The sequence below is a fragment of the Sphaerotilus natans genome, from assembly GCF_900156335.1.
GTDB lineage: Bacteria > Pseudomonadota > Gammaproteobacteria > Burkholderiales > Burkholderiaceae_C > Sphaerotilus > Sphaerotilus natans.
In genome coordinates this window covers 112,764-138,635 of the sequence record NZ_FTMZ01000009.1, presented here as the reverse complement: position 1 = coordinate 138,635, position 25,872 = coordinate 112,764, and the positions used below count along the sequence as shown (strand labels likewise).

Genomic DNA, 25,872 nt, shown 5'->3' with positions numbered 1-25,872 from the left:
GGCTGATGCGCTGGAGCACATCCCCAAGGCGCTGGTGATCTCCCGCGACGCATTCCTTCAGTGGTACATCCTTGCGCCGCCTCCCAGATTCGAGGTGTAGATGTGCGTGAACAAGGCGCCCGCCTTCAGGCTGATCTCGTCGGCGTCGTAGGCGTCTGACGGCAGATGGGCAAACAGGTGGTTGAGGATCTCGGCTTTCACCTGGGCCTGCGCGGTGGCCTTTTCACGCCAGTGGTCGATCTGCAACTTGCCCTGGATCAGCTTGTTCAACAGTTCGCGCGCGACCGTCTTGATGGCGTCCCGGTTGCCCTTGGTCAGCGTTTCCTTGCTGAGAAGATCGAACACGGCGAGCTGATCCTCGTTGTCCAGTTGCTCGCGTTCGTAGCGTTTTTCTTCCGTGTCCAGTCGGTCGTAGAAGGCGAACAGGTCGTCCATCACCGTCTGGATCTGGGTGGCATCCTTGTCCTGGTTGTAGGCCTGCACGATCTTCTGATAACGCTCGTACAGATCGACCCGCGTCGGGTTGCGGGTCACCATCGAGGCCAGACGCGCCTCGATCTTGTCCTTCAGGTTCAGCGCGACGATGTGCTTGAACGGGACACGCTCGAACTCGGCGCGCAGTCGGTTGAAGTCGATCTTGGACAGGTCGTAGCGGGCCTCGGACTGTCGTATCACATGGGTGGGTGCCCGGCCATCCGTCGTCAGCGCGGTATCGACGACCTCGTACAGCGACTGCAGCAGCGCGCTGATGTCCGGCGTCTTGCGTTCTTTCTGGAGCTTGTCGTGGATCGCGGTGATGGCGTTTTCCACGGCCTGGTGCGGGAAAAGACCCGGATGAGGGAACAGGCCTCGGTGGCGGGTCTGCACCTCCTCCACGATGACCTGGTAGGTCTTGCGGCGCTCGTCGCTTTCGCTCAGCAGGTTCACAGCCTGCAGGATCAGGGTGGGTTGTTCGGCTGCGGGGGCCTTCACCAGTGCATCCAGATCGAAGCCCATCCCCGTCAGATGGTCACGGGCCTGCTTCAGGCTCTCGACGTACTCGGCCAGCGCTTCGGCCGCATCGCGCACCGTGTCGCCTTCCCTTTCCCCCTTGCCTGTGCCCGCCCGGTCGCCCTGGGCAAACGTCGCCAGCGCCAGCCGCAGGCTTTTCAGCATCCCGTTGTAGTCGATGATCAGACCGTGCTTCTTGCCGCCGCCGACGCGGTTGACGCGGGCGATGGCCTGCATCAGCGTGTGGCCGTGCATCGGCTTGTCCAGGTACAGCGTGGCCAGGCACTTCACGTCGAAGCCCGTCAGCCACATGGCGCAGACGATGGCGATGCGAAACGGGTGCTCCGGCCGCTTGAATTCGCGCTCCAGATCGCGCCGGACCATTTTTTCGCGGTGCGGCGTGATGTCGAGCGGTTCGCCGCGGAAATTGCGCCACTTGGCGAACTGGTCCACCTCGTTCTGCTCCGGCGACACCACGACGCAGCATTCCGTCTCCTGCATCCAGATCACCTGCTCGCGGTGCTTCTTCAGCAGGTCTGGCATCGCCTTGCCCTTGGCGGCGAACAGCGCTTCCTCAGCGGTCACTTTCGCATCCAGCTCGGCGGTCTTGTCCCGCCACTTGGCCTGGATGAGGTCATGCATCTTCACGCAGGTGAGCTTGTCCAGACAGACCACCATCGCCTTGCCGCCACCGTTCTCGACCACCCGCCAGCGTTGGTGGAAGTGATCGACGACGTCCTGCGCCACGGTGTCGAGCCGGGTGGGCGAGGTCAGGACGGGATAGTCGCGCGCCAGATCGCGGTAGAGCTTGTCCTCCTTGTCGTCGGTCCACGGGTCGTCCAGCGTGGCTGTCTGTCGGGCCACCTCGATGTGGCGCTCGATGCGTTCGCTGAGGGTCGGATCGACGAGCTTGAGCTTCTCGCCCCGGTTCTCGTAGAACAGCGGCAGGGTCGCGCCATCGGCAACGGCGCGCTGGAAGTCGTAGATGGAGACGTAGTCGCCGAACACCTGGCGGGTCAACTGCTTCTCGTCCTGCTCGATCAGCGGGGTGCCGGTGAAACCGAGGAACTTGGCGTTCGGCAGGCCACGGCGCATGTTCAGCGCGAGGCGGCCGTATTGGGTGCGGTGCGCTTCGTCCGAGATGACGATGATGTCGTCTCGCTGCGAGTACGGCTCGGTCACACGCTCGTGGAACTTCTGGATCAGGCCGAACACGTAGCGGCGGTTCTGGTCGCGCAGCTTCCTGCGCAGGGCGTCCCCGCTGGTGGCCTGGTCGGTCTTGCTGTTGGCGCGGCCGGTGTTGGTGTAGGTCGAGGCGATCTGGTCGTCCAGCTCGTTGCGGTCGGTGATGACCACGAAGGAGTAGCGGCTGGAGAGCTTGCGGTGGATCTTCTCCGTCAGGAACACCATCGAGTACGACTTGCCCGAGCCTTGGGTGTGCCAGAACACGCCCAGCTGTCCGGCGGCCACTTCGGCCTGGATCTTGGGATCGTCCGAGGTGAGCCGCGCGATGACCCGGTTCACGCCCAGGTACTGGTGGTTGCGGGCGACGATCTTGTGGAGGCCGCCCTCGCTGGCGTCGAACAGGATGAAGTTCTCGACGAGGTCGAGCAGGCGCTGGCGTTCCAGCATCCCGGCCAGCAGGAGTGGCAGCAGCGGCTGATCATCGCGGGGTTCGGCGTCGTCCTCGTCGTGGCGTTTCCAGCGGTAGAAGTGTTCGCGGGTGCTGGTGATGGCGCCGTACTGGGCATCGTGGCCGTTGGAGATCACCACCAACGCGTTCCAGTGGAACAGGTGCGGGATGGTGTCGAGGTAATCGGTGTAGTTCTTGCTGTATGCGTTGTCGATGTGGACATCGAACCGTTTGAGTTCGATGAACACCAGCGGCAGGCCGTTGACGAAGCCGATCAGGTCCGGTCGGCGCAGCCACAGTCGGCCCCGCACCCACAGCTCGCGCACGGCCTGGTAGCGGTTGCGGCTCGCGTCGTTGAAGTCGATCAGGCGCAGGCGCCGGTCCACCAGCCTGCCGGCGCCATCGCGCACCTTCACCGGCACCCCGTCGCGCAGCAGGCCGTACTTTTCCTGGTTCACCTGCACCAGCGTCTTGGTGATGTCCTGCCGCACGACCTGCGCCAGCGCGTCGCGGTAGGCGTCTTCCGGCAGGCCAGGGTTCAGCCGCCGCAGCGCTGCCAGCACCTCGCGGGTCAGCACCACCTCGGTGTCGTCCTGGCGGCCGAGCAGGCTGTCGGGGCCGAAGTCCTCGTCGTTGTGAGCGAACACGCTGTCCCAGCCGAGCTGCTGCGCCAGCAACTCGGCGGCGGGCGCCTGGATCATCACGTCTTCGGAATAGTCCTTGCGGGCCATCGGCGGCCCTCCTTGTCGATTGTTCTTTGCTGCTCTATTGACGTTTGAGCGGCGGGGAGGGCGTGTTGCAGTTCAGACTTGGGACTGCCGCGTGTCATGCACCGGCATCATCTCGGCCAGCAGTGTTTCGGGCGCGATGTCCTGCTCATGGGGCCAGGTCACGGCGCCGTAGAGGATGCCGACGCGCCTGAAATAGCGCTCATCCTTGAGTTCACGGAACACGCCGCGCTCCAGGTAGGGCTTCATGTCGAAGATGCCGCGCCGGCCATCCTCGATTTCCACGTACAGGCGGTACTCCGGCAGCGGCTTGACGGTTTTCACATCCCAGTGCATGGCACACCTCACAGCGGGTCGATCTTGTAGGGGAGTTCGCCATTGGCCGCCAGTTCCCAGTCGGCCATCAGCTCGTCGCGGTGCAGCTCGATCCACGCTTGCACGAGACGGAGTTGCTTGCGCGGCAACTCACCCGCCAGTACGTCGCCTTCGGCGATACCCAGCGAGGCCTCGAACTCCGCGTAGCGGGCGTGGATGTGGGGCAGGTTGTGGTGCTGGTTGTCCAGCAGGTACAGCCGAATGATGATGCCGTAGAACATCGAGATGACGGGCATGGCAGGCTCCTTCGAGGGATCAGGACCGGGGAATGCAGCGACGGCGCTTCACGTCAGCACCTCGTCGGGCAGGGCGATGGACGAGACATCGAGTTGGCCTGACATCAGCTTGGGCAGCAGCAGGTCACGGGCTTGGGCGAGGCCACGATTCTGAAGAAGCAACTTTTCGAGTTGCTCAAACATGGGCTTCACCAATTCACCAAACTGCCGGGTCAACGCCTCAGGCGGTAATAAAAATGGAATAATCTTGAAGGTGTCCACCACGATGGCGTCAAAGACGCCGCCAACGGCGACCTGTTTGAAGTGTTCTACGGCTTCGCGGATAGCCAAGAAGAGAAAGTATGTGTCATAGGGCAGTCGAGGGGCAAGAGCATAGCAAGACTGGTTCATGGCCATGGGGCGCTGCGCAAGCGCAACTTTTCCTACTGTTCCCCGCGCAGTAATAAAGATCGTGTTGCGTGGGTAGAGGCCGCTGTTGCAACTTGCCAAGCCCGATTCGGTCAGATGTTTTTCAGTATCGATGGCATAGAAAGCGTCTGGACTGTCCTTTGGGGTGAAAAATGGAATATCCCCCTCCCAGTAATCTGTCATGCTCGTCTTGGGCGTTCCGCCACTGAGTACCAACACAAAGTCGTACGCCGTACCTTTCTTCCATTCGATTGGTAATCCGCTGTTCAAAATTTTCCCCTCATGCCCGGGAAACCGCAGATGCACGAACCACTCGCGGTACAGCAGGCGGGCGGCGTCTTCGAGCAGGGTGATGCGGCGCTGGTTGGTGGCGATCAGGTCGTCGTAGTTCGCCAAGACGCCCCCTATTCGGCGTTGCTCATCTAGCGGGGGGCAAGGTATCAGCAGGGATTCGGCGTCACCAACCTTCACATGGGGTACGGTGGCGCCAAATGACCGACCATGCAAACGGCCCTGAACCTCTGCTGATTGGAGCGCGTAGGCAAGAAAATTCCAGTCCAGCTTGGATGGGTCAGCTCTGAAATGAAACAACCGCTGGCCGAGGAATATTTTTTCGTCCTCTGGGAACGTGCAGCGCCCGACCTCACCCACCGGGGCTTCCCGCGTCAAGATGACATCACCGAATTGAGGGCGAGAGCGTCGAGTCCACTTTTCGAACGTGTCCTTGCTGACGTACCGGACATCCTTGATGTCAATGAAGCCCCCTTTGACGTTCGTCGTCCGAATCATCTTGTAGGGGGTTTCTTGCGCAACAACAGGAGCGGTCTTGTTGACGCAGTCAACGGCGAACTCGCAGAGTTCGGACACGGGACGAAGCGGCCAGCTCATGCCAAAAACTCCTCAAAGTTTCCGGCGATCCTTGCTGCCAAAGCGGCGGCCTTGTCGTTCAGCTCGGTCAGCTCGTCGTGGATCTCGCGCAGCTTCTCGGCGAAGTCGTCCTCGTCTTCGGCGCCCGCCGCCGCCACGCCGACATAGCGGCCGGGCGTGAGCGAGTAGTCGTTGGCCTTGATCTCCTCCAGCGTCGCCACCGTGCACAGCCCCGGCACGCGCTCGAACAGCGCATTCGGAAAGCGGCTGTGCAGCCAGTGCCCCTGGTGGATGAAATACACCGCCTGCTTCAGCGCCTCCAGCACCTCGTCGCGCACCGTGGGCGCCTCGCCGCGCCGCCCGTCCGCTGCCAGCAGCGCCCGCTTGGCCTCGCGCGCCGCCTTGCCGTCGAACGCCTTGGACAGCCGCGCCCGCAGCCCCTTCTCCGCCGTGTCCTGCAACTTCAGCCAGACCTTGTGGCGCGCCTCCAGCGTCTTGCCTGCCGCCTTGAGCTGCGGCCCCAGCGCCTCCAGCGTTGCTTGCAGCCGCACCTTGTCCTTGTGTTCCTTGCCGGTGGCCGCCACCGCCGCACGGGCCTGCGCGCAGGCGGCCAGCATCGCGGCAAGACCGGCTTGGGTCGTCGCCGCCTCGGCCTCGGCCGCGGCCAGATCGGCCTTGAACGCCGCCAGCGCCGCCGGCGTGACCGGCACATCCTCCGGGTCGGCATTCAGATCCGCCAGCGCCGCGCCATCGGCAAACGCCCGAAGCACCGCCCCCAGCCGCCCGACCGCCGCCGTGTCCGCCGCAAGACGCGCCGGCAGCATCGCCAGCCCGTCGTCCGCCCGCTGCTGATGCCGCCCCAGCAGCGCCACGAACTTGTCCGACTCGCCCCGGTACAGCCACACGATCGCGTTCAGATTCGCCAACTGCTCATCCGTGAACACATGCGAGCGCGCCGACACCACCGTGTAGACGTTGCGCGCATCGACCATCAGCACCTGGTCGAGCAGATCCTCCGGCTTGCCCTTGTCGAAGAACCACAGCGTGCAAGGCAGGCTGCGGGTGTAGAAGAACTTGTTGCCGATGGCCACCATCGCGTCCACGTGGCCGGTCTTGACCAGCTTCTCGCGGATCTCGCGGTCCTTGTTGCCCGCATCCGAGGCGCTGGACGCCATGACAAACCCGGCGCGGCCGGTGTCGTTCAGGTAGGCATAGAAATACTGGACCCACAGGCTGTTGGCGTTCGAGATGGCGCCCGTCTTGCCATTCGTGCCCGGCAGACCGAAGGGCAGACGCACGCCATCCGCCCCCAGCTCCCCGACTTGCCCCTCGACCCGCTTGGTGTCCACCCCGTCCACATTGAACGGCGGATTGGCCATGACGAAATCGCACCCGCCGATCAGGTGCTCGATCGGGTCATAGAAGGTGTTGCCCTGGCGGATGTGGGTCGCATCCAGCCCGTGCACCACCATGTTCATGCGCGCCAGCCGCGTGTTGATGTCGGACTTTTCCTGGCCGTGGAAGATCACGGCGTCATTGACCGACGGATGCGGCGCGTCCGGCTGGCCGCTGTCCTCGATGAAGTGGCTGGTCTGCACGAACATGCCCGCCGAGCCGCAGGCCGGATCGAGCACCACGCCGTGGTCCGGCTCGATGACGTTCACGATCATCCGCACCAGCGAAGGCGGCGTGAAGAACTCGCCCCCTTCCTGCGCGCCGGTCATGGCGAACTTGTTCAGGAAGTATTCGTAGATGCGCCCGAACACGTCCCCGGTGGCGGCCTTGATCGCGGGCCGGTCGAAGATCTTGACCAGCTCGGCCAGCAACCCCGGCTCGAAGGCGGTGTAGCCCCGCGGCAGGGCGCCCTTGAGCACCTCGTGCTCCGCCTCGATCGCGTCCATCGCCTCGTCGATGACCGTGCCGACTTGCTCGCCCTGAGGCAGATCGACGATGCGGCTGAAGCGAGCCGCCTCGGGCAGATAGACCGCCGCCTTGCCTTGGAAGCCCAGCTTGATGACCTCCTCGCGCTGCACGGCCGGCATCTGCGGCGGGATGTCCTTCTCGATCTCGGGCAGGACCGCCTGGAAGCGGTTGTCGGCGTGGCGCAGGAAAATCAGGCCCAGCACGGGCATCGAATACTCGGCGGCGGTGAGCTTGGAATTGGCGCGCAGCTGGTCAGCCGCTTCCCACAGCTCGTTCTCTAATTGCTGGATGTTCATGGACAAATCCGGGTGTCGTTCTTGTGCTGGGTGGGGGAGTCGAAGGCGTGTCCCCCCGGCCCCCGACTGGGCAAAAGTCTAGCAGTCGCCCTGACGGCGCCTCGTCGGCCCTGGGGTAAGATCCGCCCCGCTCGCACCCACTGCGAGCACGGGCTTGGCAGCCCGGAAGCAAGGCGCAGCAGCCGCGCCCGACGCGGCTTTTTCACGTCCCTACGGGGCGTGAGCTGCGCGCATGGCTTCGTCTATGGCGGGCCGTGCGGGAGGGGGCAACCCCTGCCGGTCCTTGCCCGGTCTGCCAACCCGCACGGTCTGCCACCCCTCTCTTGGCAGGGAGGGAGGCAGGTTCGAACCTGTCGCAAGGAGCCATTCATGGCTGACGCCCTCCATTTCCCCGCTCGTCTGCTCCCCTGCTGGCTGCGCCGCCCGCCACGCCTGCGCTGACCCCGCCCACCACGGACCGACCGACTCCGCGCGCCCCCTGAACTCTCGGGGCGCCCGTCGGCGTTCGCGCGTTTGCACGTCACGCCACAGGGGTTCTCTTCCACGGACTTGTCGCCCCCTGTGCGCGTCCCGGCTCGGCGCGCGGGCCACCCACGCCGGTAGAGCGGGAACCACGACACCGGCGACCCAGAGGCGCAAGCTGCCACGGGTGTGGTGGGGCGTTCGAGCCCTGAAGGCAGCCTGTCGCGCGCGTCGAAACCGCCCGCGACCCCCGAATGCGACCGACTGACCGACCGAGGGTCCGCGTCACGCCGTTCCGTCAGGGGCCAGCCCGACACGCCGGCGTGATCGCCGCCGCGTGCAGGGTCGAGGCTTGCCCCTTCGCTCCCTCCTTCCCTCCCTCAGGTCCCTCGGAGTGCACCGGCGACAAGTCCTCCGTTCAGGAATTACACGCATTTCAGTCACAAATCATTGAATTTTTGCGCCATCAATGATCTTGCAAGGTTGCAATAAAGTGATGCCACCATGCACAAGCTGTCCGCCGCCACCGCCCCCCAGGCCGTCCTGTTCGACGCCTACGGCACGCTGTTCGATGTCTACAGCGTGGCGCTGGTGGCCGAGCAGCGCTTTCCCGGCCGCGGCGAGGCGCTGGCGCTGCTGTGGCGCGACAAGCAGATCGAATACACCCGGCTGGTGACGATGAGTGCGCCCGACGGCTCGCGCTACCGCCCGTTCTGGGAGCTGACGCGCGATGCGCTGCGCTTCGCCTGCGCGCGGCTCGGCCAGGTGCTCGACACCGACGCCGAACTGGCGCTGATGAACCAGTACCGCCACCTGAGCGCCTTCCCCGAGGTGCGCGAGGTGCTCGAAGGCCTGAAGGCGCGCGGCATCCCGGCCGGCATCCTGAGCAACGGCGACCCCGGCATGCTCGGCATCGCGGTGCGCAGCGCCGGCCTGGGGCCGCTGCTCGACCATGTCATCAGCGTCGAGCCGGCGCGCGCCTTCAAGACCGACCCGCGCGCCTACGCGCTCGGCCCGAAGACGCTGGGCCTGAGCGCGCGCCAGATCCTCTTCGTCTCCAGCAACGGCTGGGACGCCATCGGCGCCACCTGGCACGGCTACACCACGCTGTGGGTCAACCGCGCCGGCCTGCCGCTGGACCCGCTCGGCACCGAGCCCACCCGCACCGGCACCAGCCTGCGCGACGTGCTCGGCTTCTTCTGATCGTCTTCTGATCCGTTCCACCTTCATCACCGTTCATCCGAGGCTGACACCATGACCGACCGCACCCAGATCCACGGCCTGCACGTGGCCACCGCGCTGTACCGCTTCGTCGAGGACCAGGTCCTGCCGGGAACCGGTGTCGATGCCGCGGCCTTCTGGGCGGGTTTCGATGCCATCGTGCGTGACCTGGCGCCGAAGAACGCCGCCCTGCTGGCCGAGCGTGACCGCCTCCAGACCGAGATGGATGCCTGGCACCAGGCCCACCCCGGCCCGGTGGCCGACATGGCCGCCTACCGCGCCTTCCTGGAGCAGATCGGCTACATCGTGCCGGTGCCGGCCGAGGTGCAGACCACGACCGCCAACGTCGACGACGAGCTGGCCATCCAGGCCGGCCCGCAGCTGGTGGTGCCCATCCTCAACGCCCGCTACGCGCTGAACGCCGCCAACGCGCGCTGGGGCTCGCTCTATGACGCGCTCTACGGCACCGACGCCATCTCCGAAGACGGCGGCGCCGAGAAGGGCCGCGGCTACAACCCGGCGCGCGGCGCCAAGGTCATCGCCTTCGCCCGCGACTTCCTCGACCAGGCCGCGCCGCTGGTCAACGCCAGCCACAAGGCGGCCGCCGGCTACGCGGTCGAGGCCGGCCAGCTGGTGGTCAAGACCACCGGCGGTGCCCTCACCGGCCTGGAGACCCCGGCCCAGCTGATCGGCTACCAGGGCGACGCCGCCAACCCGAGCAGCATCCTGCTGGCGCACAACGGCCTGCACATCGACATCCGCATCGACCGCTCGACCGTCATCGGCGCCAGCGACGCCGCAGGCGTGGCCGACGTGGTGGTGGAAGCCGCGCTGTCGACCATCCTCGACCTGGAAGACTCGGTCGCCGCGGTGGACGCCGAGGACAAGCTGGTCGGCTACACCAACTGGCTGGGCATCCTGCGCGGCACGCTGACCGAGACCTTCTCGAAGGGCGGCAAGGAAATGACGCGCGGCCTGAACGCCGACCGCGTCTACGCGGCCGCCAACGGCCAGGGCGAGGTCGTGCTGCACGGCCGCAGCCTGCTGTTCGTGCGCAACGTCGGCCACCTGATGACCAACCCGGCCATCCTGTGGGGCGACGAAGGGCGCGAGATCCCCGAGGGCATCATGGACGCGGTCATCACCACGACCATCGCGCTGCATGACCTCAAGGGCCTGGGCACGCCGGGCCTGCGCAACTCGCGCAAGGGCTCGGTCTACATCGTCAAGCCGAAGATGCACGGCCCGGCCGAAGTGGCCTTCGCCTGCGAGCTGTTCGCCCGCGTCGAGCAGCTGCTGGGCCTGGCCGACAGCACCGTCAAGCTGGGCATCATGGACGAGGAGCGCCGCACCTCGGTCAACCTCAAGGCCTGCATCGCCGCCGCCGCCAGCCGCGTGGCCTTCATCAACACCGGCTTCCTCGACCGCACCGGCGACGAGATGCACACCGCCATGCTGGCCGGCCCGATGATGCGCAAGGGCGACATCAAGACCAGCGCCTGGATCGCCGCCTACGAGCGCCGCAACGTGCTGATCGGCCTGCAGTGCGGCCTGCGCGGCCGCGCCCAGATCGGCAAGGGCATGTGGGCCATGCCGGACCTGATGGCCGAGATGCTCAAGCAGAAGATCGGTCACCCCAAGGCCGGCGCCAACACCGCCTGGACGCCGAGCCCGACCGCCGCCACGCTGCACGCGCTGCACTACCACCAGGTGCTGGTGTCCGACGTGCAGAAGGCGATCGAGGCCAGCGGCGACGCCGGCAACGCCGACGTCACCACGAAGCTGCTGACCGACCTGCTGACCATCCCCGTCGTCGCCGAAGCCAAGTGGTCCGACGCCGAGAAGCAGCAGGAGATCGACAACAACATCCAGGGCATCCTGGGCTACGTGGTGCGCTGGGTCGACCAGGGCGTGGGCTGCTCCAAGGTGCCCGACATCAACGACATCGGCCTGATGGAAGACCGCGCCACGCTGCGGATTTCCAGCCAGCACGTCGCCAACTGGCTGCACCACGGCGTGGTGACCGAGGCGCAGGTGCGCGAGAGCTTCGCCCGCATGGCCGCCAAGGTGGACGTGCAGAACGCCGGTGACGCCGCGTACAAGCCGCTGGTCGCCAACCCGCAGGGCGCCGCCTTCCAGGCCGCGCTGGACCTGGTCTTCAAGGGCAAGGAACAGCCCAGCGGCTACACCGAGCCGCTGCTGCATGCGTGGCGGTTGAAGGTGAAGGCCGGTCAGGCCTGATCAGAGAACACCGTCGACTCGACGAGCGGCGCCCTGCGGGGCGCCGCTTTTCATTGCGAGCCTTCGGAAAACAACGTGATCAGCAAGATGTTGATCTGAAAGGGTTATTTCCTCTGTGAACCGTTGTTTTCCTCGAAGGTAGATAACAAGTCAGACTGCGTCGGCTCGCTTCGGGTTGGCTTGGTGTAGGCCATGTTCCGCTTGGCTCTGTGGGGCAGTGGGACCAGCAGACCCTGATCGCGCCAGACTCCAAGCATCTTCGACGCTCGGAGTGTGTCGATCTTGGCGATCTCGCACAGCTTGGCGTTCTGGATCGAGCCTTCCCTGTCGATCCAGTCACTCACCTCGTCCCAGATGCTGGGGCGTTCGAGGTTCAGCAGTGTCACGGTCACGCTCTCGATGGCGGCTTCCGTGGATTGCCGATACTGCGGCGGATAGAGCTGAGCTGCAGCCATCTCCGAAAACATCATCTTCACCCCTTCACCGGCATCGATGTTCGGTGCCACAGGAAATTCGCGCAGGTTCTGCGCGATGAGGGGGTTGCGAGCCTTGCTGCCCGCCTTGGCGATGTTGTCCGGGGTGATGCGCCCAGGGAACAACCCCGGGTTTTCCACTTCGATGCGGTCATCGAAGATGCGTACGAAGATGTCCCTGTTGAGACGATAGTCCCGGTGGATCACCGCGTTCACGATGGCCTCCTTCACGACCCGCTCCGGGTACACATGCCGTGCCTTGAACCCGCTGCTGCCCAAGGTCAAGCCAGCGGCCAGCTCATCCAGCACAAGCCGAACTGCCGTGTCGATCTGTTCTACCAGCGGACCTCGAACTGTCTTGGCGGGCTTGCGGAGGTTGGGTGTGGCGCCGGGGACAGGCTGCTTGCCGTCGTACACCATCACGCGAATGTCGGCGCGGGTGTCGTGAGCCGCCAGCAGGCTGCCGGGCTCCTCTGCGAAAAGAAGAACAGCCGCACGAGTCGGGCGAATCTCTCCTCCCACTTCATCTGCCAGGCCCAGACGCTGCAGCTGCTCGGCGAAGGTGCCGCTGCGCAGGCCACGCGAGGCCAGAAAAGTTCTCCAGGTGCCTGTTTCCAGCAGGCTGAGCCGGATGGGCACGACCTCGGCTGTTGCGCTTCTCACTCCACGCTGGTACGCCAGCTCAGCGATTTCCATCGCACTGAGTTCGCGATTGCTTGCATCCATGCGAGTCCATGTTCCGTTGCCGACGATGGAGTGAACCTGCTCGCTTTTGTCCACCTTCAGCAGTGCCACATGCCCTGGCTTCCCGTCGCGCAAAGCACAGGGGAGAAGCTGCCAGTGCAGTCCTGCGATCGCGGGCGTGAAGCGTTGCAGCAATTCACGCCGAAAGTCATCGAAGCCTTCGGGGTTCTCCTCAACGCCATACAGACGGGAGGCTGGCTTGTCGCCAGGCTTCGTGGCTTTGGCGTCTCCGACACCGATGACCAGCCAGCCACCATCGGTATTGGCGAATGCGCAGACAGTCTCGTAGAGCCGTGTCTGCTTGCCACTGATGCGCTTGAAGTCCAACGACTTGCTTTCCGAGGTGGCAAGCAGTGCTGCAATCTTGCTGGTTGTCAGGGAGGTATGGGAGTCACTCATGGGTGGGGCTACGGGTCGGATCCGGCGATGTTCCCATGCCTGTGACGACGCGGCCGCGCGGAAGATGGTGCAATGCCCTCTTTGCCCGCGCTGTTGCCCGATGCCCGCCTCATCCCCGTCCGCTGACGCCTCCCTGCTTCGCCACGCCGTGATCCTGGGCCTGATCTCCGCGATCGGGCCGTTCGCGATCGACATGTACCTGCCAGCGATGCCGCAGATGGCGCAGGCGCTGGGCGCGAGCGCGGGCGAGGTGCAGATGAGCCTGACCGCCTTCTTCATCGCGCTCGGGCTGTGCCAGATGCTCTACGGGCCGCTGTCGGATCGTTTCGGGCGGCGGGTGCCGCTGATGGCGGGGCTGGGGCTGTTCGTGCTGGGCAGCCTGGGCTGCGCGCTGGCGCCCGACGCCCACACGCTGATCGTGATGCGCTTCATCGCCGGCGTGGGCGCCTGCGCCGGCATGGTCATTCCGCGCGCGGTCGTGCGCGATCTGCACACCGGCGCTGAGGCCGCGCGGCTGGGCGCGATGCTGATGCTGGTGTTCAGCGTCTCGCCGATCCTGGCGCCGCTGGCCGGCAGCCTGGTGGTGGCGCTGGCGGGATGGCGCTGGATCTTCGGCAGCATCGTCGTGCTGGGGCTGCTCGCGCTGGGCCTGGTGCTGTGGGCGCTGCAGGAGAGCCGCCCGGTCGAGGCGCGTCGCGGCACCACGCTGGCGGGCACGCTCGCGGCGGTGGCCGAGCTGCTGCGCGACCGCCACTTCATCGCGCTGGCGCTGACCGGTGCCTTCGCGATGTCGGGCTTCATGGCCTATCTGGGCCATTCGTCCTTCGTGATCATCGAGCACCACGGCGTGACGCCGACGCAGTACGGGATGCTGTTCGGCCTGAACGCCGCCGCCTTCATCGGCGCGGCGCAGATCAACGCGCGGCTGTGCCGGCGTCTGGGCCTGCCGGCGGTGATCCGCCTCGGGCTGAGCGGCTATCTGGCCGCCAGCGCGCTGCTGCTGGCATTGACGCTGGCCGGCATCGACCGCCTCGAGGTGCTGGTGGCGCTGCTGTTCGTCGCCTATGGCTTCCTGGGGCTGGTGGCGCCGACGGTGCCGGTGCTGGCGCTGGAGCAGCACGGCGCGGTGGCCGGCACCGCCTCGGCGCTGATCGGCACGGTGCAGATGGTCTGCGGCGCGCTGGTGATGGCGCTGGTGTCGGCCCTCGGCGGCCACGCGCATGGCGCGCTGCCGATGGTGGCCGGCGTGGCGGGCTGCGCGTTGCTGGCCCTTCTTGTCGGTCGTCCGGCGCTGCGCCAGACGCCGGCCGGCGCGGCACTACACTGATCCGGCCATGTCCGACGAGAACCAGATCCTCATCCCCGAGTCCTTCCTCGACCTGCACCGCGACCGCAGCCGCACCCGGCTGCGCACGCCGGTGGCGCAGGTGCGCGAGCGCTACGAGCTGTGCGAGGACCTGTCGCAGCAGCTGGTGGCGCAGGCGCAGCACATCCACTTCGACCTCGGCGTGTCGGAGGACGAGGTGCTGGCGCGCATCGAGCAGGGGCTGGCGCAGCCCGAGTCCGGCTTCTCCGCGGACGAGGCGCGCTGGGTGACGCGCCGTCTGGCCGAACTGCTGATGTGGGACTGAGCCGGCCTCAGCCGCCGGTCTTGGCCGGCTCGCGCAGGAAGATCTCGACGCGGCGGTTCTTGGCGCGGCCTTCTGCGGTGGTGTTGTCGGCGATCGGCTGGTGCTCGCCGCGGCCGACGGTGCTGATGCGGGTGGCCGGCACGCCCTGGGCGACCAGATAGTCGCGCACCGCGTCGGCGCGGTCCTTCGACAGCGGGTTGTTGATCGCGTCGCTGCCCTGGCTGTCGGTGTGGCCGGTGATCTGCACGTTCATCGAGCCGTCCAGACCCTGCGCGAACTTGCTCAGGATCGGCGCCATGTCGGGGCGGATGTTGGAGCGGCCGGTGTCGAAGGAAATGTCGCCGGGCAGATTGACGCGCAGCTGGTTGTCGTCGGTGCGGGCCACGGTCACGCCGGTGCCGGCGGTGGCCTGCTCCATCTCGCGGCGCTTGTCCTCCATGCGCTTGGACCACAGGTTGCCGGCGACCGCGCCGATGGCGCCGCCGACGACCGCGCCGGTGCCGGCCTTGCCGCCGGTGGTCTTGCCGATCACCGCGCCGACGCCGGCGCCGATGCCCGCGCCGACCGCGGTGCCCTTCTGGCGCTCGCTCATGTTCGCGCAGCCGCCCAGCAGCAGCGCGGCGGCGACGGTGGCGACGAGAGCGGGCGATGCGGGACGGAGGAAAGTCTTGTTCATGCGTGTTCTCCAGGCAAGGTGGGCCGGCCTGATGGTTCTGGAACCGGCCGGTGTCTCTATGACGCGGCAGAGTCTGTCGCGGTTGACGACACTTCGATTCCGGCTGGCTTAAGAAGATCGCCGTCATGCTGCAACGGCTGTATCTGTTCCTTGCATCGCGTCTGTCCGCATGGCGGCGGGTCTGGGCGGCGACAATCGCGCCATGCCTGCCGTCCTGAACCCCTCGCCCCTGTTTCTTCCCTGCGCCGCCGGCGTCGAGCCGCTGCTGGCCGACGAGGTGCGCGCCATCCTGACCGCCGCCGGCGCGCCGCGTGCGGCCGAGTCGGTGCGCGCCGAGCGGGGCGGCGTCGCGCTGATCGGCAGCGCCGCCACCGCGATGCGGCTCAATCTGGAGAGCCGGCTGGCCCAGCGCGTGCTGTGGCAGGTGGCCGAGGGCGGCTACCGCGACGAGCGCGACCTCTACGAGCTGGCCTGCAGCGTGCGCTGGTCCGAGTGGATCACGCCGCGCCAGACGCTGCGGGTGGACACCACCGCGGTGCGCTCGCCGCTGCACAGCCTGCACTTCGCCTCGCTGCGCATCAAGGATGCCGTCTGCGACGTCATGCGCGAGGACAGCGGCGAGCGCCCGAACGTCGATCCGCACCGCCCCGACCTGTCGCTGGTGCTGCACCTGCACGAGGACCACGCCACGCTGTCGATCGACACCAGCGGCGAGGCGCTGTTCAAGCGCGGCTGGCGCGAGGCCAAGGGCGAGGCGCCGCTGAAGGAGACGCTGGCCGCGGCGATGCTGGCCGCCGCCGGCTGGCACGGCCGCCCCGAGGATGGCGCGCTGCTCGACCCCTGCTGCGGCGCCGGCACCATCGCCATCGAGGCGGCGCAGATCGCCTGCGGCATCGCGCCGGGCCTGCAGCGCAGCTTCGCCTTCGAGCGCCTGCAGCCCTTCCGCCTGGAGGCGCCGGCCTGGCAGGCGATGAAGGCCGAGGCGCGCGCGCGCGTGCATGCGCCGGCGGTGCCGATCTTCGCCGGCGACGTGTCCTTCCGCATGACCGACTTCGCCACCCGCAACGCCGAGCGCGCGGGCGTGGCGCACGCGATCGAGTTCAAGACGATGGACGCGCTGCAGCGCCCCTGCCCGGCCGAGCGCGGCGTGCTGGTGCTCAACCCGCCCTACGGCGAGCGCATCGACGCCAAGGGCACCGGCTCGGCCGGCCAGGCCGCGCGGCTGGTGCGCGAGGACTTCGAGGGCGGCGGCACCTCGCAGGCCTTCTTCTCGTCGCTGGCGGCGCACTGGAAGCGCCACCACGCCGGCTGGACCGCCTGGGTGCTCACGCCCGACGCCAAGCTCGGCCAGGCGATGCGCCTGAAGGAGAGCCGGCGCGTGCCGATGTGGAACGGCCCGATCGAGTGCCGGCTGCTGCGCTTCGATCTGGTCGCGGGCTCGAACCGCGCCGGCCGACCGGCCGAGGGCGCACCGGCGCGTGACGCCGATCAAGACTCCTGATACCCGTTTGGGCATATTGACGGCGTGGCTGCTGCCCCTGCGGCGGCCGTTCTGCCGGAGTCCGTCATGCCTGCCTCGTCTTTTCCGCGCTCTCTTGCCCTGCCGGTCTCGCGCCGCCGCCTGACGCAGGCGCTGGCCCTGCTGTCGCTGCCAGCCCTGGCGCTGTCGACCGCCCGCCCGGCGCGCGCGGCCCTGCCGCCGGGATCGCAGGCGGCGATGGTCGCGTTCGACGGGCTCTACATTCCGGCGCTGTTCCTGACGGGCGCTGCGCCCAAGTCCGATGACGGACCCGCCCGCGCGGGTGCGGCGATGCAGCGCCTGCAGCAGGCGTGGCCGCAGCAGCGCGCCGCGCTGCTGGCGCTGGCGCCGTCGGCGCGCCCCTGGCGCGAGGCGCTGGTGGCGGTGGAGCGCCATCTGGCCCGGGCGAGCGCCGAGGTCGGCGAGCGCCGCTGGGAGACCTCGCACGAGACGCTCGAGCGGGTGCGCGAGACGCTGTTCGAGGCCCGGCGCGCGCTCGGCATCGACTACGCGCTCGACGACTTCACCGCCTTTCACGGCGCGATGGAGGCGATCGCCAACCGCAGCGCGGTGCCCACGGCGCAGCGCGAGGCGCTCGAGCAGGACTACGCCCGCGCGCGGGCGCTGTGGCGCCGCATCGAGCGGCTGGAGCTCGACCCGGCGCGCTGGGGCCTGTCGCCGGCGCGGCAGGCGCAGCTTCGCCAGGGCCTGGCCGACGAGGACCGTGCGCTGGCCCGGCTGTCGCAGGCGCTGGCCGCCGGTGCGCCCGAGGCCGAGCTGCTGAAGGCCGGCGCGGCGCTCAAGGGCCCGTTCGTCAAGGCCTACACCGCCTTCGGCTGGCCGGCGGGCGAGACGCCGGCGCTGGCGGGCTGAGGCCGGTCAGCGCCGCTCACTTCAGCGCGCCGAACACCGACTTGAGAATCCGGCTGCCGGTGCCGATCGGGTCCTGGCGGATCTTCTTCTCCTCCTCGGCGATCATCGTGTAGACGCCGTCGAGCGCACGCTCGGTGACGTAGCGCTCGATGCTGGCGTGCTGCTCGCCGAGCAGGCCGAGCTTCTGCGCCTGGCCAGCGATGGCGTTGTACTTCTGTGCCAGCGAGACCTGCTGCGTCGCGGCGGTGACGATGGGCAGGAACTTCTCTCCCATCGGCGTGCGGGTGCGCTCGCGGAAGAACTCGGTCGCGGCGGTCTCGCCGCCCTGCAGCACCTGCAGCGCGTCCTTGACGGACATCGACTTGACCGCGCCGACCAGCAGCGACTTCGCCTGCGGCACCGCCTGCTCGGCGGCGCGGTTCATCGCGGTCTCGAGCGCATCGACGCGCGCGCCCTGGCCGAGCGTGCGCATCAGCTGCGCGGCCTGCTGCAGCCCTTCGGGCAGCGCGATGCGCACCAGCGGGTTGTTCAGGTAGCCGCCGTCGCGGCCGAGCGTGTCGACCGCCACGCCCGCGCCGCGCTCGAGCGCCGCGCGCAGGCCCTGGGCGGCCTCGCCTTCGCCCAGCGCCTGGGCCGGGCGCCACGCGAACGGCGCCAGGCCGAGCAGGCCCAGCGCCAGCAGCCCGCGGCGGGGCAGACGGGCCGGGGCGATCATCAGGTCGACGGACGACGGGGAGCGGGACATGGCGGCATTCCTCCAGCAGCGGTTCTTCATCTCGACGACGGGATGATGCCCTGCGCCGGCCGTCTTGGGCGCCGTGCCGGAGTCGGGGACAAGCGTGCAGAAACATTCCCCCGACCGTGCCGCGCTGTGTCGGTCGCAGCGAGATCGGCGCGACCCGGTGGATTCATCCGAATCTGACGACATCCTGTCGTTATTGCCAGATCCCGCGACAATCATGCGATCTGTCGCCTCGACGGCTTTTGTCTCGTCTGATCACCATGCCCACCACCCGCGTCCTGACCGGCATCACCACCACCGGCACTCCCCACCTCGGCAACTACGTCGGCGCCATCCGCCCGGCCATCGCCGCGAGCCGTCAGGCCGAGGTCGAGAGCTTCCTGTTCCTGGCCGACTACCACGCGCTGATCAAGTGCGACGACCCGGCGCGCATCGAGCGCTCGCGCATGGAGCTGGCCGCGACCTGGCTGGCCGCGGGCCTGGACCCGGAGCGTGTCACCTTCTACCGCCAGAGCGACATTCCCGAGATCCCGGAGCTGACCTGGCTGCTGACCTGCGTCACCGCCAAAGGCCAGATGAACCGCGCCCACGCCTACAAGGCCGCCGCCGATGCCAACACCGCCGCCGGCGAGGACACCGACGCCGGCGTGACGATGGGGCTGTACTGCTACCCGATCCTGATGGCTGCCGACATCCTGATGTTCAACGCGCACCAGGTGCCGGTCGGGCGCGACCAGATCCAGCACATCGAGATGGCGCGCGATGTCGCGCAGCGCTTCAACCACCTGTTCGGCGCGGCCAGCGGGCGCGAGTTCTTCGTGCTGCCCGAGGCGGTGATCGAGGAGCAGGTGGCGGTGCTGCCCGGCCTCGACGGCCGCAAGATGAGCAAGAGCTACGACAACACCATCCCGCTGTTCGCGGGCGGTGCCAAGGCGCTGAAGGAGGCGATCGCGCGCATCGTCACCGACTCGAAGCTGCCGGGCGAGCCCAAGGACCCGGACAGCACCTCGCTGGTGACGCTGTTCGAGGCCTTCGCGACGCCGGAGCAGGCCACCGCCTTCCGCGCCGAGCTGGTGGCCGGCCTGGGCTGGGGCGAGGCCAAGCAGCGCCTGTTCGAGCTGATCGACGCCGAGATCGCGCCGATGCGCGCGCGCTACGAGGCGCTGATCGCGCAGCCGGCCGAGCTGGAGGCCATCCTGATGGCCGGCGCCGCCAAGGCCCGCGCGACGGCCGCGCCGCTGCTGGCCGAGCTGCGCCACGCCGTCGGCCTGCGCCGCATGGTGGCCGCGCCGGTCAGCGCCGCGCCGAAGGCCCGGGCCGAGAAGGCCGCGCTGCCGGTCTTCAAGCAGTACCGCGAGGCCGACGGCCAGTTCTACTTCAAGCTCGCCGCCGCGGACGGCCGCGTGCTGCTGCAGAGCACGGCGTTCGCCGGCGGCCGTGAGGCCGGCGAATGGGTCAAGCGCCTGAAGACCGAAGGTGCTGCGGCGCTGGAGGGCGCGCCGGTCATGCCGGGCGAGGGCGTGGCGGCCGAGGAGCTGGCGCAGGCGCTGGACACGCTGCGCGCCGCAGCCGCCGAGTGATGCACCGCATGGAGGGGGGCCATGCGGTGATGTCCCGGCAAGGCGGTGCGTCATGAACGCGCTGCATCGCGATTTCGGTGATCCGCGCGTCGCGCGCGCGATGCTGGCGCCGGAGAGCTGGTTCCAGACGCTGCCGCGTGCGCTGCAGATCGAGCTGGCCTGGCGCGTCCAGCCGCGCTATCTGCGTGCCGGCGAGCGGCTGTGCGCACGGGGCGATCCTTCCGACGGCTTCTACGGCCTGTCCGACGGCATCCTGCGCGTCGGCAGCACCGGCGATGGGGGCGAGGCGCTGCTGGCGATGGTCCAGCCACCGCACTGGTTCGGCGAGCTGGGCCTGTTCGATGGTGCGCCGCGCACCCATGACGTTCACGCCGAGACCGACGTCGTGCTGCTGCATCTGCCGCAGACCGCCATGCTGGCGGTGCTCGAGCGCGAGCCCGAGGGCTGGCGGCATCTGGGGCGCATGCTGGCCGGCAAGATGCGCAGCGTCTTTGTCTCCTTCGAGCAGATGCAGATGCTGCCGCCGCGCGCCCGGGTGGCGCGCCGGCTGGTGATGATGGCCGCCGATCACCAGGTCGACCGGCCGACGCTGCGCCGCGAGCTCGTGCTGTCGCAGGAGCAGCTCGCGCGCATGCTGTCGCTGTCGCGCCAGACGGTCAACGAGGTGCTGGCCGGGCTGGAGGCGGATGGGTTGATCCGCCGCCGCCGTCGTGTCATCGAGCTTCTGGATCCGGAACGCCTGCAAAAGGAGGATGCAGGATCCGGCAGTTCTTCAGGAGCCGCCACCGCCGATGCTGTGGATAAGCTTGTTGATAAGCCTGTGGACAAGATGTGATCAACTCGGATCGGCGCAGCCGATGGCCAGCTCCAGCGAGCGCAGCCGTGCGGCCGGATCGAAGGTCGCGCCGGTCAGGATGATCTCGTCGGCCTGCGTGCGCTCGACCAGCGCGCGCAGACCGGCGCGCACCGTGTGCGGTGCGCCGACGATGGCCTCGGCCAGCATGCGGTCGACCTGGCGACGCTCCTGCGGGCTGCACAGCGCGTCGAAGCTGTCCACCGGCGGCGGCAGCGGGCCGCGCTGGTTGCGCACCATGCCGAGAAAGCGCTGCTGCGTCGAGGTGAACAGTCGCTGCGCGGCCGCGTCGCTGTCGGCGACCAGGACCTGCGTGCCGACCATCAGGTGCGGGCGCGGGCAGACCGGCGAGGGGCGGAAGGTGCTGCGGTAGATCTCGGCCGCCTGCTCGAGCAGGTCGGGCGCGAAATGCGCCGCGAAGGCGTAGGGCCGGCCCAGCCAGGCCGCCAGCTGCGCGCCGTGCAGGCTCGAGCCCAGCAGCCAGATCGGCACCTGCGTGCCCTGGCCCGGCAGCGCGCGCACCGGGGCGCCGGGCCGGGCCTCGTCCAGGTAGCCGATCAGCTCGGCGACATCCTCGGGAAAGGCGTCCTCGCCGCGGCTGTCGAGCGAGCGCCGCAGCGCCCGCATCGTCGCGCGGTCGGTACCGGGCGCGCGGCCCAGGCTGAGCTCGATGCGTCCCGGATGCAGCGTCGCCAGCGTGCCGAACTGCTCGGCCACCACCAGCGGCGCATGGTTGGGCAGCATGATGCCGCCGGCGCCGATGCGGATCGTGCGGGTGTGCGCGGCGATGTGCGCGATCAGCACGGCGGTGGCCGAGCAGGCCAGGCCGTCCATGTTGTGGTGCTCGGCGAGCCAGTAGCGGCGGTAGCCGCAGCGCTCGGCATGGCGGGCGAGCTCGAGTGCGTGCTTCAGCGCGGTGGCGGCATCGCCGCCCTCGGCGATCGGCACCAGATCGAGCACGGACAGCGGAATCGGTTCGGAGGCTGGGATCATCGCGCCATCTTGCGCCGGATCGCCGTCGGCGTCCGCGTGGCCGCAACATGTCCCCATGACCGATTTTCTTGAAATAAAGTTACTCACAGCGAAGCCCCGTCGCCCGCTCTGCCCGCGCTGCATCCGGCCGCTGCCCGCCTGCCTGTGCGATCTGGTGACGCCTGTGGACAACCGCATCGAGGTGCTGATCCTGCAGCATCCGCTGGAGGCGCACGAGGCGAAGAACAGCGTGGCGCTGCTGGCGCTCGGCCTGACCCGGGTGCGGCTCGAGATCGGCGAGCGCTTCGATGCGCAGGCGCTGTCGGACGGGCTCGGCCCGGGCGCCCGGCTGCTTTATCCACAGACGCCGATGCCGTCGACATCGCCTCAGGCTGTGGAAAACACGAAATTCCGGTTACCTGCCGAGGCGGGCGCGGTGAGCCGGCTGGTGGTGCTGGACGCGACCTGGCGCAAGAGCCTGAAGATGCTGCATCTCAATCCAGCGCTGATGGCGCTGCCGCGGCTGGCCCTGCAGGACCTGCCGCCGCCGCGCTACCGCGCGATGCGCCGCGCCCGCCGGGCGGACCAGCTCTCGACGCTGGAGGCGGTCTGCACCGCGCTGGCGCAGCTGGAGCAGGACGAGACGCGCTACCAGCCGATGCTCGACGGCTTCGAGCGCTTCATCGCGCGCTGGCAGGCCCGAGCCGCGCGCTGATCTCGCCGAATGCCGGCCGCCGCGCCACCTCCGGCTGCAGGCAGTCCTCGCGCAGCGCGGCCAGCTGCGCGCAGCGGGCATCGGCCGGATCGTCGGCGCGCTGCAGCAGCTCCTCGACCAGCAGCCCGAAGGCGCGCACCTCCAGCCGCTCCAGACCGGCGCGCAGTCCGGCGGCCTCGGGCAGGAAGCTGGCGGCGCCGAAGTCGCTCAGCAGCGCACGATCCTCGCCGTTCCACAGGATGTTGTGGGCATAGAGGTCGCCATGCATCAGGCCGACACGGTGAAGATGGGCGGCTGCGGAGGCGATCGACTGCAGAATTATCCACAGCTTGTCCACAGGCATGGTCAGCCCGTCGGCATAGACATCGCGACTGCAGGAGGCGAGGCTTGGCGGGCCGGCGAGCGGGCGAAATTCCGGGCCGAGCAGCGGCAGCACCAGCGCTTCGGTGCGTCCCTGCGCATCGGCGACCCGGGCCTCGGCGGCGACGATCGACGCATGGCCGGCAGCGGCCAGGCAGGCGGCCTGTTCGCAGTCGGGCAGACCGTCGCTGGTCATCGCCGCCTTGAAGCGCTTGAGCGCGACCGGGCGGGCCGGCAGGGGCGGATTCTCGTTCAGCCATGCCCTGTGGATAAGTCCGGATGCGCCTTCACCGATCAGCTGATCTTCCTTGATCTGACAAGGGGATAGCGTGGTGATCCCGGACGGTGAAAGCCTGTGGAAAAGTCTGTGGACAAATGGATTTCCGGACAGCGCCAGCCAGGCCAGGGCAGGGTGTCTGACCAGCCAGCCGGGGGCTGTGGAAAAGTGGTTTGCCGCCAGGCGCAGCAGCGCCAGACGCGGGCTGGCCGACAGGTCGGGAAGGGCCTCGAGACGGTTGCCGGCCAGCATAAGCTTTTCCATATCGGGGCGTTCAGCCAAGGCGTCTGGCAACCGTGAGATGCGGTTGTCGGTCAGGATCAGCCAGCGCAGCCGTGGGGGCAGCGCTGCGCCGGAAATGGTGTCGATCTGGCAGCCGCGGAAGCCGATCATCGAAAGTTGTCCACAGGCGCCGAGCACTTCCGGCAGTTCGGTGAACGGGTTGCCGGAACCGAAGATCACCCGCAGCCGGTGCAGGCGCGGCAGCGTGTCGGGCAGCGTGCTCAGCCGGTTGTCGCCAAGGTCGAGTTCCTCGAGCGTGTCGGCCAGCGCGAAGACCTCCTCGGGCAGCCGCTCGAGATTGCAGCCGCGCAGGTCGAGCCGGCGTGTGCCGGCCAGGTCGCCGCGCCGCAGGGCCGCCAGTGTGGATTCGGATTTGATCATGTTCAAAGAATGATTCATTTTTTGATTAATTCGCAATTTGTTCACATAACAGGAACAATGGCGAGAACGGGAATTTCTTCATTTGCAGACACACTCGGCCCGTGGATCAGTGCTGTACCTGGCTGACGAGATCAACCTTGCCGTCCTGAATCCCTGAACCGTCCATGTCTCCTGTCGATCTGACGTCCGCGCTGCACATTCTCGACACCCTGACCGCATCCTGCCCTGACGAGCTGACCCAGCTGCGCGGGCAGGTGGCGCAGACGGTCGAGGCCCTGCACCACAGCCGCGAGCTGCTGCAGGTCACGCTGCATGCGATCGCCGATGCGGTCATCACCACCGATGCCGCCGGCCATGTGCTGTGGATGAATCCGGCGGCCGAGCGCATGACCGGCTGGTGTCATGGCGCGGCGCAGGGGCTGCCGGTCGAGGCGGTCTACCAGCCGGTCGACGAGGAGCAGGGCCTGCCGCTCGGCATGCATCCCCTGCAGCGCTGTCTGGCCGAGGGCCGTGCGGTGCGCGGCAGCCAGCCGATGCGGCTGATTTCTCGCAGTGGCGACGAATGCGGCATCGAGGATTCGGCGGCGCCCATCCATGATGCGCAGGGGCGGCTGTCCGGCGTGGTGCTGGTCTTCCACGATGTGACCGAACAGCGCCGGCTCGACCGCGAGATGCGCTGGCGCGCCAGCCACGACCTGCTGACCGGGCTGCTCAACCGGGGCGAGTTCGACCGGCGCCTGCAGCAGGTGCTGCAGCGTTCGCGCGAGGAGGGCACCCGCCATGCGCTGCTCTATCTCGATCTGGACCAGTTCAAGCTGATCAACGACGCCTGCGGCCACCCGACCGGAGATCGGCTGCTGCTGCAGATCGGCCAGCTGCTGGGCGGCTGCGTGCGTCCGGGCGACACGCTGGCGCGTCTGGGCGGTGACGAGTTCGGCGTGCTGCTGGAGCGCTGCGGCGTTCATCAGGCGCAGCGTGTCGCGCAGCTGATCTGCGAGCGCATGGAGGAATTCCGCTTCGTGCATGACGGCCGGCGCTTCCGTGTGGGGGCGAGCATCGGTCTGGTGCCGCTGGATGCACGCTGGCGCCAGGCCGATGCGGTGATGCAGGCGGCCGATTCGGCCTGCTATGTCGCCAAGGAGGCCGGGCGCAACCGGGTGCACCTCTGGTTCGACACCGACGAGACGCTGCGCCAGCACCAGGGCCAGATGCACTGGGCGCGCCGGCTCGAGCAGGCGCTCGACGAGGACCGCTTCGAGCTGCACGCGCAGCGCATCCTGCCGATCGGCCGGCAGGGCGGCGGTCTGCACTGCGAGGTGCTGCTGCGGCTGCGTGACGGCGACGACGGCGCGCTGGTGCCGCCCGGCCATTTCCTGCCGGCGGCGGAGCGCTTCCAGCTGGCCGCCCGCATCGATCGCTGGGTGGTGCGGCAGGTGTTCGCGCAGCTGGACCGGGCCGCGGCTGCGGGGCTGCGCCCCGAGCGCGTCGCGATCAATCTGTCGGGCCAGTCGCTCAGCGACGGGGGCTTTCGCGACTATGTGACCGACCTGGTGCGCGAGGCCCGCTTCGATGTGCAGGCGCTGTGCTTCGAGGTCACCGAGACCGCGGCGATCACCCGGCCGGATGATGCGGCGCGCTTCATGGCGGCGATGCGCGCGCTGGGCATCCGCATCGCGCTGGACGACTTCGGCGCCGGCGCCTCGTCCTTCGGCTATCTGAAGACGCTGCCGGTGGATGTGCTGAAGATCGACGGCCAGTTCATCCGCGAGCTGGGCCGCGATGCGCTGGACCTGGCGACGGTGCGGTGCTTCCGCGACATCGCGCAGGTGGTCGGGATGACGACGGTGGCCGAGTTCGTCGATGCGCCCGGCGTGCTCGAGCAGCTTCGCGAGCTGGGCATCGACTTTGCCCAGGGCCATCTGCTGCACCGCCCCGAGCCCTTCGAGGCGGTGCTGGGCCAGGCCCTGGCGGGCGCCCTGCTCGACGCGGCCCGCTGATGGCCTGATTTCCCGGCC

Annotated in this window: 20 protein-coding genes; 10 read left to right on the top strand and 10 right to left on the bottom strand. The window is 68.1% G+C overall.

Annotated features, from left to right (window positions below):
- Positions 1 to 57: 57 nt before the first annotated feature.
- The 5 genes from BW996_RS10310 to BW996_RS10290 form a co-directional block, all read right to left on the bottom strand.
- Positions 58 to 3,354 (bottom strand): type I restriction endonuclease subunit R, encoded by a 3,297-nt coding sequence (locus tag BW996_RS10310; protein WP_037483142.1) that lies wholly within the window; start codon positions 3,352 to 3,354, stop codon positions 58 to 60.
- A 72-nt stretch (positions 3,355 to 3,426) separates the two neighbouring features.
- Positions 3,427 to 3,687 carry a DUF2442 domain-containing protein gene (locus tag BW996_RS10305; protein WP_037483140.1) on the bottom strand — a complete coding sequence of 87 codons (261 nt, stop codon included), beginning with the start codon at positions 3,685 to 3,687 and terminating at the stop codon, positions 3,427 to 3,429.
- Positions 3,688 to 3,695: 8 nt separating this feature from the next.
- Entirely contained in the window at positions 3,696 to 3,962 is a 267-nt protein-coding gene (locus BW996_RS10300; RefSeq protein WP_037483138.1) for a DUF4160 domain-containing protein, read from the bottom strand.
- 48 nt (positions 3,963 to 4,010) lie between these two features.
- Positions 4,011 to 5,258 carry a restriction endonuclease subunit S gene (locus BW996_RS10295; protein ID WP_076458874.1) on the bottom strand — a complete coding sequence of 416 codons (1,248 nt, stop codon included), beginning with the start codon at positions 5,256 to 5,258 and terminating at the stop codon, positions 4,011 to 4,013.
- A complete protein-coding gene (locus tag BW996_RS10290; protein WP_037483135.1) occupies positions 5,255 to 7,456 on the bottom strand; it encodes a type I restriction-modification system subunit M in 2,202 nt (733 codons plus the stop codon). Before BW996_RS10290 ends, BW996_RS10295 begins: the two co-directional genes overlap by 4 nt.
- Before the next feature lie 966 nt (positions 7,457 to 8,422).
- Between BW996_RS10290 and BW996_RS10285 the strand changes: the two genes are divergently transcribed.
- On the top strand, positions 8,423 to 9,121 hold the full coding sequence (locus BW996_RS10285; protein WP_037483132.1) for a haloacid dehalogenase type II: 699 nt from the start codon (positions 8,423 to 8,425) through the stop codon (positions 9,119 to 9,121).
- Between the two features lie 51 nt (positions 9,122 to 9,172).
- Entirely contained in the window at positions 9,173 to 11,380 is a 2,208-nt protein-coding gene (locus BW996_RS10280; protein ID WP_037483129.1) for a malate synthase G, read from the top strand.
- Between the two features lie 104 nt (positions 11,381 to 11,484).
- Here BW996_RS10280 and BW996_RS10275 read toward each other — a convergent pair whose 3' ends face one another.
- Complete coding sequence (locus BW996_RS10275; RefSeq protein ID WP_037483127.1) at positions 11,485 to 12,996, bottom strand: ATP-binding protein; 1,512 nt, start codon at positions 12,994 to 12,996, stop codon at positions 11,485 to 11,487.
- A gap of 64 nt (positions 12,997 to 13,060) precedes the next feature.
- Between BW996_RS10275 and BW996_RS10270 the strand changes: the two genes are divergently transcribed.
- A complete protein-coding gene (locus tag BW996_RS10270; protein WP_375131765.1) occupies positions 13,061 to 14,323 on the top strand; it encodes a multidrug effflux MFS transporter in 1,263 nt (420 codons plus the stop codon).
- Positions 14,324 to 14,330: 7 nt separating this feature from the next.
- Positions 14,331 to 14,627 carry a hypothetical protein gene (locus BW996_RS10265; protein ID WP_037483125.1) on the top strand — a complete coding sequence of 99 codons (297 nt, stop codon included), beginning with the start codon at positions 14,331 to 14,333 and terminating at the stop codon, positions 14,625 to 14,627.
- A gap of 7 nt (positions 14,628 to 14,634) precedes the next feature.
- Here the strand turns inward: BW996_RS10265 and BW996_RS10260 are convergent, their stop codons facing one another.
- The gene (locus tag BW996_RS10260; protein WP_037483123.1) at positions 14,635 to 15,303 is read right to left on the bottom strand and encodes a YiaD family glycine zipper/OmpA-like lipoprotein; all 669 of its coding nucleotides are present in this window, start codon (positions 15,301 to 15,303) and stop codon (positions 14,635 to 14,637) included.
- A 202-nt stretch (positions 15,304 to 15,505) separates the two neighbouring features.
- Here BW996_RS10260 and BW996_RS10255 point away from each other — a divergent pair, with 202 nt between their 5' ends.
- Positions 15,506 to 16,804: a THUMP domain-containing class I SAM-dependent RNA methyltransferase gene (locus BW996_RS10255; RefSeq protein WP_037483177.1), complete on the top strand. Its 1,299-nt coding sequence runs from the start codon at positions 15,506 to 15,508 to the stop codon at positions 16,802 to 16,804.
- A gap of 66 nt (positions 16,805 to 16,870) precedes the next feature.
- A complete protein-coding gene (locus BW996_RS10250; protein WP_037483120.1) occupies positions 16,871 to 17,695 on the top strand; it encodes a hypothetical protein in 825 nt (274 codons plus the stop codon).
- Positions 17,696 to 17,711: 16 nt separating this feature from the next.
- On the opposite strand, the gene BW996_RS10245 is transcribed toward BW996_RS10250, so the two are convergent.
- Positions 17,712 to 18,440: a DUF4197 domain-containing protein gene (locus tag BW996_RS10245; RefSeq protein WP_241461999.1), complete on the bottom strand. Its 729-nt coding sequence runs from the start codon at positions 18,438 to 18,440 to the stop codon at positions 17,712 to 17,714.
- 257 nt (positions 18,441 to 18,697) lie between these two features.
- Between BW996_RS10245 and BW996_RS10240 the strand changes: the two genes are divergently transcribed.
- Together BW996_RS10240 and BW996_RS10235 are read left to right on the top strand one after the other, a co-directional pair.
- Positions 18,698 to 20,017 carry a tryptophan--tRNA ligase gene (locus tag BW996_RS10240; protein ID WP_037483118.1) on the top strand — a complete coding sequence of 440 codons (1,320 nt, stop codon included), beginning with the start codon at positions 18,698 to 18,700 and terminating at the stop codon, positions 20,015 to 20,017.
- A 52-nt stretch (positions 20,018 to 20,069) separates the two neighbouring features.
- The gene (locus BW996_RS10235) at positions 20,070 to 20,852 is read left to right on the top strand and encodes a Crp/Fnr family transcriptional regulator (RefSeq protein WP_051632040.1); all 783 of its coding nucleotides are present in this window, start codon (positions 20,070 to 20,072) and stop codon (positions 20,850 to 20,852) included.
- On the opposite strand, the gene BW996_RS10230 is transcribed toward BW996_RS10235, so the two are convergent.
- On the bottom strand, positions 20,853 to 21,863 hold the full coding sequence (locus tag BW996_RS10230; RefSeq protein ID WP_037483115.1) for an LLM class flavin-dependent oxidoreductase: 1,011 nt from the start codon (positions 21,861 to 21,863) through the stop codon (positions 20,853 to 20,855).
- Positions 21,864 to 22,017: 154 nt separating this feature from the next.
- Here BW996_RS10230 and BW996_RS10225 point away from each other — a divergent pair, with 154 nt between their 5' ends.
- Positions 22,018 to 22,557 (top strand): DTW domain-containing protein, encoded by a 540-nt coding sequence (locus BW996_RS10225; protein ID WP_241461998.1) that lies wholly within the window; start codon positions 22,018 to 22,020, stop codon positions 22,555 to 22,557.
- On the opposite strand, the gene BW996_RS10220 is transcribed toward BW996_RS10225, so the two are convergent.
- The gene (locus BW996_RS10220) at positions 22,523 to 23,857 is read right to left on the bottom strand and encodes a protein kinase (RefSeq protein ID WP_037483169.1); all 1,335 of its coding nucleotides are present in this window, start codon (positions 23,855 to 23,857) and stop codon (positions 22,523 to 22,525) included. The two genes, BW996_RS10225 and BW996_RS10220, sit on opposite strands and share 35 nt — an antisense overlap.
- A gap of 164 nt (positions 23,858 to 24,021) precedes the next feature.
- Here BW996_RS10220 and BW996_RS10215 point away from each other — a divergent pair, with 164 nt between their 5' ends.
- Positions 24,022 to 25,854 carry an EAL domain-containing protein gene (locus tag BW996_RS10215; protein WP_051632038.1) on the top strand — a complete coding sequence of 611 codons (1,833 nt, stop codon included), beginning with the start codon at positions 24,022 to 24,024 and terminating at the stop codon, positions 25,852 to 25,854.
- Positions 25,855 to 25,872: the final 18 nt, after the last annotated feature.

Excerpts from the sequence above, each read along its gene's own strand:
- BW996_RS10295 (WP_076458874.1), bottom strand. The coding sequence starts at position 5,258 with ATGAGCTGGCCGCTTCGTCCCGTGTCCGAACTCTGCGAGTTCGCCGTT.
- BW996_RS10310 (WP_037483142.1), bottom strand. The coding sequence starts at position 3,354 with ATGGCCCGCAAGGACTATTCCGAAGACGTGATGATCCAGGCGCCCGCC.
- BW996_RS10290 (WP_037483135.1), bottom strand. The coding sequence starts at position 7,456 with ATGAACATCCAGCAATTAGAGAACGAGCTGTGGGAAGCGGCTGACCAG.
- BW996_RS10285 (WP_037483132.1), top strand. The coding sequence starts at position 8,423 with ATGCACAAGCTGTCCGCCGCCACCGCCCCCCAGGCCGTCCTGTTCGAC.
- BW996_RS10300 (WP_037483138.1), bottom strand. The coding sequence starts at position 3,962 with ATGCCCGTCATCTCGATGTTCTACGGCATCATCATTCGGCTGTACCTG.
- BW996_RS10270 (WP_375131765.1), top strand. The coding sequence starts at position 13,061 with ATGGTGCAATGCCCTCTTTGCCCGCGCTGTTGCCCGATGCCCGCCTCA.
- BW996_RS10305 (WP_037483140.1), bottom strand. The coding sequence starts at position 3,687 with ATGCACTGGGATGTGAAAACCGTCAAGCCGCTGCCGGAGTACCGCCTG.
- BW996_RS10215 (WP_051632038.1), top strand. The coding sequence starts at position 24,022 with ATGTCTCCTGTCGATCTGACGTCCGCGCTGCACATTCTCGACACCCTG.
- BW996_RS10240 (WP_037483118.1), top strand. The coding sequence starts at position 18,698 with ATGCCCACCACCCGCGTCCTGACCGGCATCACCACCACCGGCACTCCC.
- BW996_RS10235 (WP_051632040.1), top strand. The coding sequence starts at position 20,070 with ATGAACGCGCTGCATCGCGATTTCGGTGATCCGCGCGTCGCGCGCGCG.
- BW996_RS10250 (WP_037483120.1), top strand. The coding sequence starts at position 16,871 with ATGCCTGCCTCGTCTTTTCCGCGCTCTCTTGCCCTGCCGGTCTCGCGC.
- BW996_RS10280 (WP_037483129.1), top strand. The coding sequence starts at position 9,173 with ATGACCGACCGCACCCAGATCCACGGCCTGCACGTGGCCACCGCGCTG.
- BW996_RS10245 (WP_241461999.1), bottom strand. The coding sequence starts at position 18,440 with ATGTCCCGCTCCCCGTCGTCCGTCGACCTGATGATCGCCCCGGCCCGT.
- BW996_RS10275 (WP_037483127.1), bottom strand. The coding sequence starts at position 12,996 with ATGAGTGACTCCCATACCTCCCTGACAACCAGCAAGATTGCAGCACTG.
- BW996_RS10265 (WP_037483125.1), top strand. The coding sequence starts at position 14,331 with ATGTCCGACGAGAACCAGATCCTCATCCCCGAGTCCTTCCTCGACCTG.
- BW996_RS10220 (WP_037483169.1), bottom strand. The coding sequence starts at position 23,857 with ATGATCAAATCCGAATCCACACTGGCGGCCCTGCGGCGCGGCGACCTG.
- BW996_RS10255 (WP_037483177.1), top strand. The coding sequence starts at position 15,506 with ATGCCTGCCGTCCTGAACCCCTCGCCCCTGTTTCTTCCCTGCGCCGCC.
- BW996_RS10260 (WP_037483123.1), bottom strand. The coding sequence starts at position 15,303 with ATGAACAAGACTTTCCTCCGTCCCGCATCGCCCGCTCTCGTCGCCACC.
- BW996_RS10230 (WP_037483115.1), bottom strand. The coding sequence starts at position 21,863 with ATGATCCCAGCCTCCGAACCGATTCCGCTGTCCGTGCTCGATCTGGTG.